This window comes from Pseudomonas meliae, assembly GCF_001400515.1.
In the GTDB taxonomy this organism is placed as follows: domain Bacteria; phylum Pseudomonadota; class Gammaproteobacteria; order Pseudomonadales; family Pseudomonadaceae; genus Aquipseudomonas; species Aquipseudomonas amygdali.
In genome coordinates, this window is the sequence record NZ_LJQT01000412.1 from 25,189 (window position 1) to 33,335 (window position 8,147).

At 60.3% G+C, this 8,147-nt stretch carries 6 protein-coding genes and 1 pseudogene; 4 read left to right on the forward strand and 3 right to left on the reverse strand.

All coding sequences use genetic code 11. The annotated features are described in order from the left end of the window. Positions 1-34 precede the first annotated feature (34 nt). Positions 35-1,020: pseudogene (locus ALO64_RS19015) on the forward strand (ABC transporter substrate-binding protein). A gap of 32 nt (positions 1,021-1,052) precedes the next feature. Further along, complete coding sequence (locus ALO64_RS19020; protein ID WP_044343584.1) at positions 1,053-2,246, forward strand: acyl-CoA dehydrogenase family protein; 1,194 nt, start codon at positions 1,053-1,055, stop codon at positions 2,244-2,246. A gap of 25 nt (positions 2,247-2,271) precedes the next feature. On the opposite strand, the gene ALO64_RS19025 is transcribed toward ALO64_RS19020, so the two are convergent. From ALO64_RS19025 to ALO64_RS19035, 3 genes are all read right to left on the reverse strand, one after another. Continuing rightward, entirely contained in the window at positions 2,272-4,524 is a 2,253-nt protein-coding gene (locus ALO64_RS19025) for a molybdopterin guanine dinucleotide-containing S/N-oxide reductase (RefSeq protein WP_044343583.1), read from the reverse strand. Positions 4,525-4,552: 28 nt separating this feature from the next. Beyond that, the gene (locus ALO64_RS19030; protein WP_172680525.1) at positions 4,553-5,545 is read right to left on the reverse strand and encodes an ABC transporter substrate-binding protein; all 993 of its coding nucleotides are present in this window, start codon (positions 5,543-5,545) and stop codon (positions 4,553-4,555) included. Between the two features lie 115 nt (positions 5,546-5,660). Then, entirely contained in the window at positions 5,661-6,569 is a 909-nt protein-coding gene (locus ALO64_RS19035) for a LysR family transcriptional regulator (RefSeq protein ID WP_044343582.1), read from the reverse strand. A gap of 188 nt (positions 6,570-6,757) precedes the next feature. Between ALO64_RS19035 and ALO64_RS19040 the strand changes: the two genes are divergently transcribed. Both ALO64_RS19040 and ALO64_RS19045 read left to right on the forward strand, forming a co-directional pair. Next, a complete protein-coding gene (locus ALO64_RS19040) occupies positions 6,758-7,480 on the forward strand; it encodes a pirin family protein (protein ID WP_002554527.1) in 723 nt (240 codons plus the stop codon). A 233-nt stretch (positions 7,481-7,713) separates the two neighbouring features. Further along, positions 7,714-8,070, forward strand: a complete 357-nt coding sequence (locus ALO64_RS19045; protein ID WP_223282381.1) for a cupin domain-containing protein — start codon at positions 7,714-7,716, stop codon at positions 8,068-8,070. Positions 8,071-8,147: the final 77 nt, after the last annotated feature.

Consider the following 8,147-nt stretch of genomic DNA (forward strand, 5'->3'; position numbering starts at 1 on the left):
GGCCGACCGATCAACTCAATGGAGAAACACCTCAATGCTGCCTTTTTTCAAATCACCTCTACCGCTCAAAAGCCTGCTGCTGGGCGCGTTGCTCAGTGTGCTGGCAGGCCAGCAGGTGGTCGCTGCCGAGCAGGCTCCGCTGTTGGTCGCCAATCAGAAGTCGCTGCTGAAAATACTGTTGCAGGTCTCCGGCGAACTCAAGGACGTGCCTTACGAGATCCAGTTGAGTTCCCCTCGGCGGCCCCTCTGGGAGAGGCATTGAACGCTGGCGCTGTGGATATCGGTGCGCTGGGTGATGCGCCCTATGTGTTCGCGCTGGGCGCGGGTGCGCCCTTGAAAGTGGTCAGCATTACCCATGCCCAGGGCCGTTTCACCACGGCGGTGCTGGTCTCGAAGGACTCGCCGATCAAGACCGTTGCCGACCTCAAGGGCAAGCGCATCGTCACCGGGCGCGGCTCCATCGGCCACTACCTGGCGATCCGCGCCCTGCATGAAGCCGGGCTGAAAACCAGTGACGTCACCTTCATCAACCTGCTGCCCAGCGAATCGCGTCTGTTGCTGGACAGCGGCGACGCCGATGCCTGGGCGACCTGGGACCCTTACACGACGATTTCCATCGCGCAAAGCGACGCTCGTGTGCTGGTCAGTGGCAGCGAGTTGCTGAGCAATCACCTCTACCTCGCCGCCACCAGCAAGGCCATTGAAGGCAAACGTGCCCAACTGGATGATTTTGTAGCCCGCGTGGAGCGCGCCTTCAACTGGTCCAATGCTCATCCCGAAGAGTACGCGGCCGCTCAGGCGAAAGTCACCGGCCTGCCGCTGGCGGTGCATCTGGCGGTGGCCAAGGCGACGAAAATGCAACGTACGCCGATTGATGATCAGATCGTTCAGGGACTGCAGAACACTGCGGACACCTATCTGGCTGAAGGCATCCTGACTAAAAAAATCGACGTTTCAACCGGCTTCGACAAGAGCTTCAACGCCTCGCGCGCGCAGATCGCTCAGGCCGCCACGCAATGACCGCTGCATAACCGCTGCGAAAAGGACTCCGCATGACACTCTCGACCCTGCGCCCTACCCCGCGCCAGCATTATCCGGCAGCCGAGTCGGCTGAAGACTTCAGCGAACGACTGGCTACGCTGACCGCCACACTGGCTGAAACTGCCGAGCAGTACGACATCAGCGCCCAGTTCCCGCATGCCAACTTTCAGTTACTGCACACCCACGGCCTGCTCGGCCTGACCGTACCGGCTGAACTGGGCGGCGGCGGTGCCGATCTGCCGCGCGCGCAGCAAGTAGTCAGCGCAGTAGCCAAGGGCGAACCGTCGACGGCGCTGATTCTGGTCATGCAATACCTGCAGCATTCAAGGCTGCAAGAGAACCGTAACTGGCCGAGCCATCTACGTGTACAAGTTGCCGAAGAGGCGGTACGCGAAGGTGCGCTGATCAACGCCCTGCGTGTCGAGCCTGACCTAGGCCCCCCTGCGCGTGGCGGCCTGCCGGGCACCGTCGCCCGCCGCAGCGCCGACGGCTGGCGCATCAGCGGCAGCAAGATCTACTCCACCGGCAGTCATGGCCTGACCTGGTTCGCCGTGTGGGCGCGCAGCGACGACGATGACCCGCTGGTGGGCAGCTGGCTGGTCCACAAGGACACGCCGGGCATCAGGATCATCGAGGACTGGGACCACTTGGGCATGCGCGCCACCAGCAGCCACGAAGTCCGCTTCGACGACGTGCTGGTGCCGCTCGATCATGCCGTCAGCGTCAGCCCGTGGAGCGCCCCGCAATCCGAACTTGATGGGTCGGGCATGCTGTGGATGTCGGTGCTGCTGTCGTCGGTCTACGACGGCATCGCCCACTCCGCCCGCGACTGGCTGGTGCACTGGCTGGAACAGCGCAAGCCGTCCAACCTCGGGGCTACGCTGTCGACCCTGCCGCGCTTTCAGGAAACCGTCGGGCAGATCGACACCTTGCTGTTCGCCAACCAGAGCCTGCTGCAGTCCGCGGCCCAGGGCCACACGCCCGCACAGCATGCTGCACAGATCAAATACCTGGTGACCGGAAACGCTATCCGTGCGGTGGAACTGGCCATCGAGGCCTCAGGGAATCCAGGACTGTCACGCAGCAACCCGCTGCAGCGCCATTACCGCAACGTGCTGTGCGGCCGGGTGCATACGCCGCAGAACGACGCGGTATTGGCGGGTGTGGGCAAGGCGGTTTTTGCGGCACGTAATAAAGAGCAGTAAAACGCACTCAGAGCAGTGACGGCGGCTAGAACGCCGTCACCGGCGGCAGTGCCTGATCCCATTTGACGATATCCACCGACGCGGTCTGCGCCGCACACCCTTGCGACAGGCTGGAAGCACCGATGTCCTGGGTGATCACATTAGGGTTGCCGTGCTTTTCCAGGCTGCCCGGCTCGCCATGCACCAATGGATCGAACCAGGCACCGGTGGCAATCTGCACCACGCCGGGTCGAATACTGTCCGATACGATTACTCCAGCCAGAAACGCCCCCCGCTCATTGAAGACCTTGGCCATATCACCATCGACCAACCCGCGCATTTGCGCATCCAGCGGGTTCAGGGTCAGCGGCTCGCGTGCCTGAATTTTCGAGGAACGGCTGTAGCTGCCGTGGTCGTACTGACTGTGCAGGCGGGTTTTGGGTTGATTGGACAGCAGGTGCAGCACGTGGGTAGGCGCAGGTTTATCCAGCCATACCGGATGGCCAGGACAGTCCGCATAAGCGAAGCCTGCGATGCGCTCGGAGAAAATTTCGATACGCCCGGACGGCGTCGGCAGTGGATGCGCGTCAGGGTCATCGCGAAAGGACTTGAGCAGTACGTTATCGGTCTGGGGATAGTCTATTTCCAGTAATCCGTCACGCCAGAACTGTTCGAAATCCGGCAGGATAATACCAAAGGTTTCAGCGCGCTGCCGAGACTCATCGTAAATAAAATGCAGCCAGGCCTGGGCATCACGTCCTTCGGTAAACGCCTGCGCCACACCCAGCCGCTCGGCCAGCCCGGCCAGAATCGAATAGTCATCACGAGACTCGCCCACCGGTGCGATGGCCTGCTGCATCGCAATCATGAAACGATCGGACGCCGAGCTGCCGATGTCATTGCGTTCCAGCGCCGTGGTGGCTGGCAGCACGATGTCGGCATAGCGTGCCTGAGCGGTCCAGAACTGCTCGTGAACGATGATGGTTTGCGGCCGCTGCCACGCTTCCAGCAGCCGATTGAGGTCTTGATGGTGGTGAAAGATATTGCCACCCGCCCAGTACACCAGGCGAATATCCGGGTAAGTCTGCTGCTGCCCGTTGTAATCGAAGGGTGTGCCGGGGTTGAGCAACATATCTGTCACCCGCGCAACCGGAATGAAGTCCTTGACCGGATTGCTGCCTTGGGAAAAGCGCGGCCCGGAGAATGCCTTGCGGCCGCTGCCGGTGTTGTTCATGCAGCCATAACCCAGGCCAAAGCCGCCACCGGGCAAACCGATCTGCCCCAACAACGCCGCCAGGGTGACGGTCATCCAGAACGGTTGCTCACCATGTATAGAACGTTGCAATGAATAAGCGACGTTGATCATGGTGCGTTTGCTGGCCATGCGCCGCGCCAGGTCGACAATCTGCTGCGCAGGGATATCGGTCAATGCTGCGGCCCACTGCGGGTCCTTAGGCTGGCCGTCGACGTGACCCAGCAGATAATCGCGAAAACGCGCATAACCCACGGTGTAGCGCTGAACGAAATCTTCGTTGTGCAGCCCTTCGCTGATCAATACCCAGGCAAGCGCCATCATCAACGCCGTATCGCTGCCGGGGCGTACCGCCAGCCACTGGTTATGCGCCGGGCCAGCCAGGTCATCACGCAGCGGGCTGACGTTGACGAACTCCACGCCCGCGTCGGACATGCGTTGCAACGCGTCGGCCAGCAGATGGTCACTGGCACCGCCGGGGCTGGTCTGCGCATTCTTGGCGGGCAACCCCCCGAAGGCGACGAACAGCTCGCAGTGCTCGGCAAGGTTCTTCCAGGACGTATGCGCCGCCAGCAGCCAGTCCATGTTGCCGACAATGTGCGGCATCAGCACCCGCCCGGCCCCCAGGCTGTAGCTGTCGGTACTGAATACATAACCGCCGATGCAGTTGAGGAAGCGATGCAGCTGGCTTTGTGCGTGATGAAAACGCCCCGCGCTGCCCCAGCCGTAGCTGCCGCCAAAAATTGCCTGATTGCCATACTTGCCTTTGACGCGCTGCAACTCACTGGCGACCAGATCCAGCGCCACCTCCCAGGAGACCTCGACGAACGGCTCCTGCCCACGCAGATCGGGTCGCCCGCCGGCTTGCTGAAGAAAACTGCGACGTATCGCCGGGCGCATGACGCGTGTGGGCGAGGTAATGGCATCGGCAACCGAATCGCCAATCGGTGAAGGGTCCTTGTCCCACTCCGCAGGCAGCAGGGCTTTCAACTTGCCTCCCTCGACCTGCGGGCGATAAACACCCCAATGCAATGACGTAAAACTCATGGTGAAGGCTCCAGAACAAGGCAGTCGTTCAGCGGGCAACCTGCGTCTGGCTATCCAGAGCCGCATTGAACGACTCGTCAAACACGCTGGCAGCAGGATAGCGTTTGGTCAGCCCGGCGTGGTTGAAAAAATCGATAGTCTGCTGTGCGCCTGCCACCACTTGCGGGGTGATCGGCACCACCACGACCTGAGCGCGGGAAAACCAGCGGCGCGCTACTTGTGCATCGGCTTTGGTCAGCGCAGCCCAGGCGTTGGCGTAGATTTCATTGTGCTGCGGGTCGCTGACCGACCAGGCGCGCGCAGCTTGCAGGCGCTGCAGGAAATCGCTGATCTGCGCGCGCTTGTCCTTGATGGCCTGATCGTTGGCGACAATAAAGCTTTGCGCAGGGATCAAGCCGTCGGCAGTTGCAATGATTCGTGCGCCCTGACGCTCCTGTTGAGTGACATAGGGCTCCCAGGTCGCAATCGCGTCCACCGAGCCGCCATCCAGCGCGTGAGAGGAATCCAGTGCACTAAGGTAGCGATAGTCCACGGCATCGCGGGCGACACCCGCCCTGTCCAGCGCGGTGAGCATCAATTGCTGGCTGAACGAGCCCTTCCAGATGGCGACTTTCTTGCCGGCCAGATCCGCGACGGTTTTGATCGGCGAATCCTTGCGCACTACGATCGCAACGCCGTCGAGGTTCTGCCGCGATACGCCGATGACCTTGATCGGCGCACCCAGCGCGCCCATGAATAGCGCAGGCGAATCGCCCAGCAAACCGATGTCCAGGCTACCGACGTTCAACGCTTCGGCGACCGGGGAGCCTGCGGTGAACTGCTTCCATTCAAGCTCGTAGGGCAGATCCTTGAGTACACCGGCCGCTTCCATCACGGTCCGGGCGCTGTAACTCTGATCACCGACAATCAGGTCGGCAGCCTGGGTGTTCAGCGTGGCCACAAGGCCCAGCGCCAGGCCCGTCAGCAGGCGTTGGCTCCAGCAGATGATAGTTGTCGGCACAGGCAGGGTCTCCAGAAGCATCGGGCAGATCGAATTGATCGGCAACGACCCTAACACCCGAACAAAAATTAGCTAAATTCATTTTTGCTCTAACCTAAGATGCAAAAAAATTATCTAAACCTGTCCGACGAAGCGCTCACCCAGGCGGTTCATTGAGCTCGATAGCTGATTCCAGACGCTCGCGCAGGAATTCGATGAATGCCTGCACTGGACGTGAGGCCTGACGGTGCTGGGGATAAACCGCTGACAGCGTCAAGGGCTCGGGCCGCAAGTCATCTAGCACCCGCACCAGGCTGCCGTCAAGCAGCGCCGCGCCAACAATGAACGTCGGCAGGTAGGTGATGCCCAGCCCGGCCACCGCCGTGTCTCTCAGCAGCTCGCCATTATTGGCGCGCATCCGCCCGCTGATGTTCAATATCAAAGGCTTGCCCTGCACCTGAAAACGCCATTGCGCCTGACGGCTGTGGCCATAGGGCAGGCAATCATGAGCGTGCAGATCTTCGGGTTTTTGCGGCGTACCGCGCTCGGCCAGGTAGGCAGGGCTGGCGCAGTAGACCCGATCAATCGAGGCAATGCGCCGGGCGATCAGGCTGGAGTCTTCCAGCACCCCGATACGCAGCACCAGGTCATAGCCTTCGCTGATCAAGTCCACCGCACGGTCGCTCAGGTCCACCTCCACCGCCACGTCGCGGTAGCGCTGCAAAAACAGCGGCAGCAGACAGCCCAGATGCGCAACGGCAAACGACAGCGGCGCACTCAGGCGCAGGGTGCCGCGTAGCTCGTTGTTCTGCCCGGTAATCCCCTGCTCGACCTGTTCGACCTCGGCCAGCAGGCGCAGGGCAGACTCGTAGTAACTCTGCCCCAGCGGCGTGACATCCAGACGTCGCGTCGAGCGGTTGAGCAAACGTACGCCCAGCCGTTCCTCCAGTTGCATCATGCGCCGACTGACAAATTGCTTGGACAGGCCCAGCTTGTCGGACGCCGCCGTGAAGCTGCCGGACTCCATGACCTGGCAGAAAATCCGCATGTCTTCAAAAGGGTTCATGTGTCGTGGCCTGAGTGAACGCTGGGTACTGTTCGACAGAGCGTAACGTGCCACCCGGCACTGTCAACCACAGCGAGACAGTCATTCATGTTCCAGCTACTTATTGCGACAGTCGATAAGCCGTAACCTTTGTCTCACTTGATCGATTGCTGAATGTGCAGCGTCGATAGACGGATGGAGAAAGAATCATGCTGACTCTTCGTAAAGCTTCCGACCGCGGCGCTGCCAACCATGGCTGGTTGAAATCCTTTCATACCTTTTCCTTTGCCGGTTATCGCAACCCCCAGGAGCAGGGCTTTTCCGATCTGCTGGTGATCAATGACGACCGCGTGATTGCGGGCAAAGGTTTCGGCCAGCACCCACACCGTGACATGGAAATCTTTTCCTACGTTCTGGAAGGTGCGTTGGAACACAAGGATACGCTGGGCACCGGGTCGGTGATTCGCCCTGGCGACGTGCAATTGATGAGTGCCGGCAGCGGCGTGGCGCACAGCGAGTTCAATCATTCGCACACCGAGGGCGTGCATTTTCTGCAGATATGGATCGTGCCGAATGTTGCAGGCGCAACCCCGAACTACCAGCAGGAGCATTTCAGCGCTGAACAGAAACGCGGTCATTTGCAGCTGATCATTTCGCCAGAAGGCGAGAACGGTGCGCTCAAGGTCCGTCAGGACGCTCGTGTGTATGCCGGTCTGTTCAATGGCAATGAAACTGCGACCCTGGAACTGGCTGCCAACCGATATGCCTACGTGCATGTGGCCCGTGGCAGTGTGGTGCTCAATGGGCAGCCGCTTGACGAAGGTGACGGGGTGCGTTTGCGCAACGAACAGGTCATTAGCCTGAGCGAAGGCGTTGACGCAGAAGTGTTGGTCTTTGACATGCGGCCCAATGAACTGCCGCAAATGCCCTGATGTATCGGGCCCGTTACCGGGATCGACATGGCGTTTCTTTCACTTGATCGACGCCTGCGCCTGAGCCACGCTTCGCCCTACAAGGCATAGTATTCACTCCCCCCTGCCCTTGCCGGGCAGCGGGCCGGGTGGGTCAGCGCTATCGAGCATCAGGCGAGGAGAAAACCGTGGCCAGTGATCAACTTGATTGTATCCTTTTGAAACCCGCCAAACCCTCTCAAGGCAAGCAGGGTATGGATTATCAGGTCGGCATCTCCGCACAAAGTGCAGGTGCCCGACATATCCATATGCAGCTGCTGACAATTGCCCCTGGAGGCAGGGGCAAGGCTCACAAACATCAGGAGCATGAAACCGCCATCTATGCCCTGAGTGAAGCCACCGGCTGCTGGTATGGCGAGTCGCTGGAAAAGCATGCCATCGTGGAAGAAGGCGACTTCTTTTATATCCCGGCGGGAATGCCGCATGTGCCCTATAACCGCAGCAACGAGCGCGAAGCAAAGGTTCTGGTCGCGCGTACTGACCCCAATGAGCAGGAGAGCGTGACCCTGATGCCAGAGCTCGACGAGTTATTGGCGTCCAGACAGGGCTGAGCGTGACATGCGGGAAAGATGATCTTTTATAAAGATGCTCAAAACACACAAACAAAAACGCCGCTCTGATGAGCTAA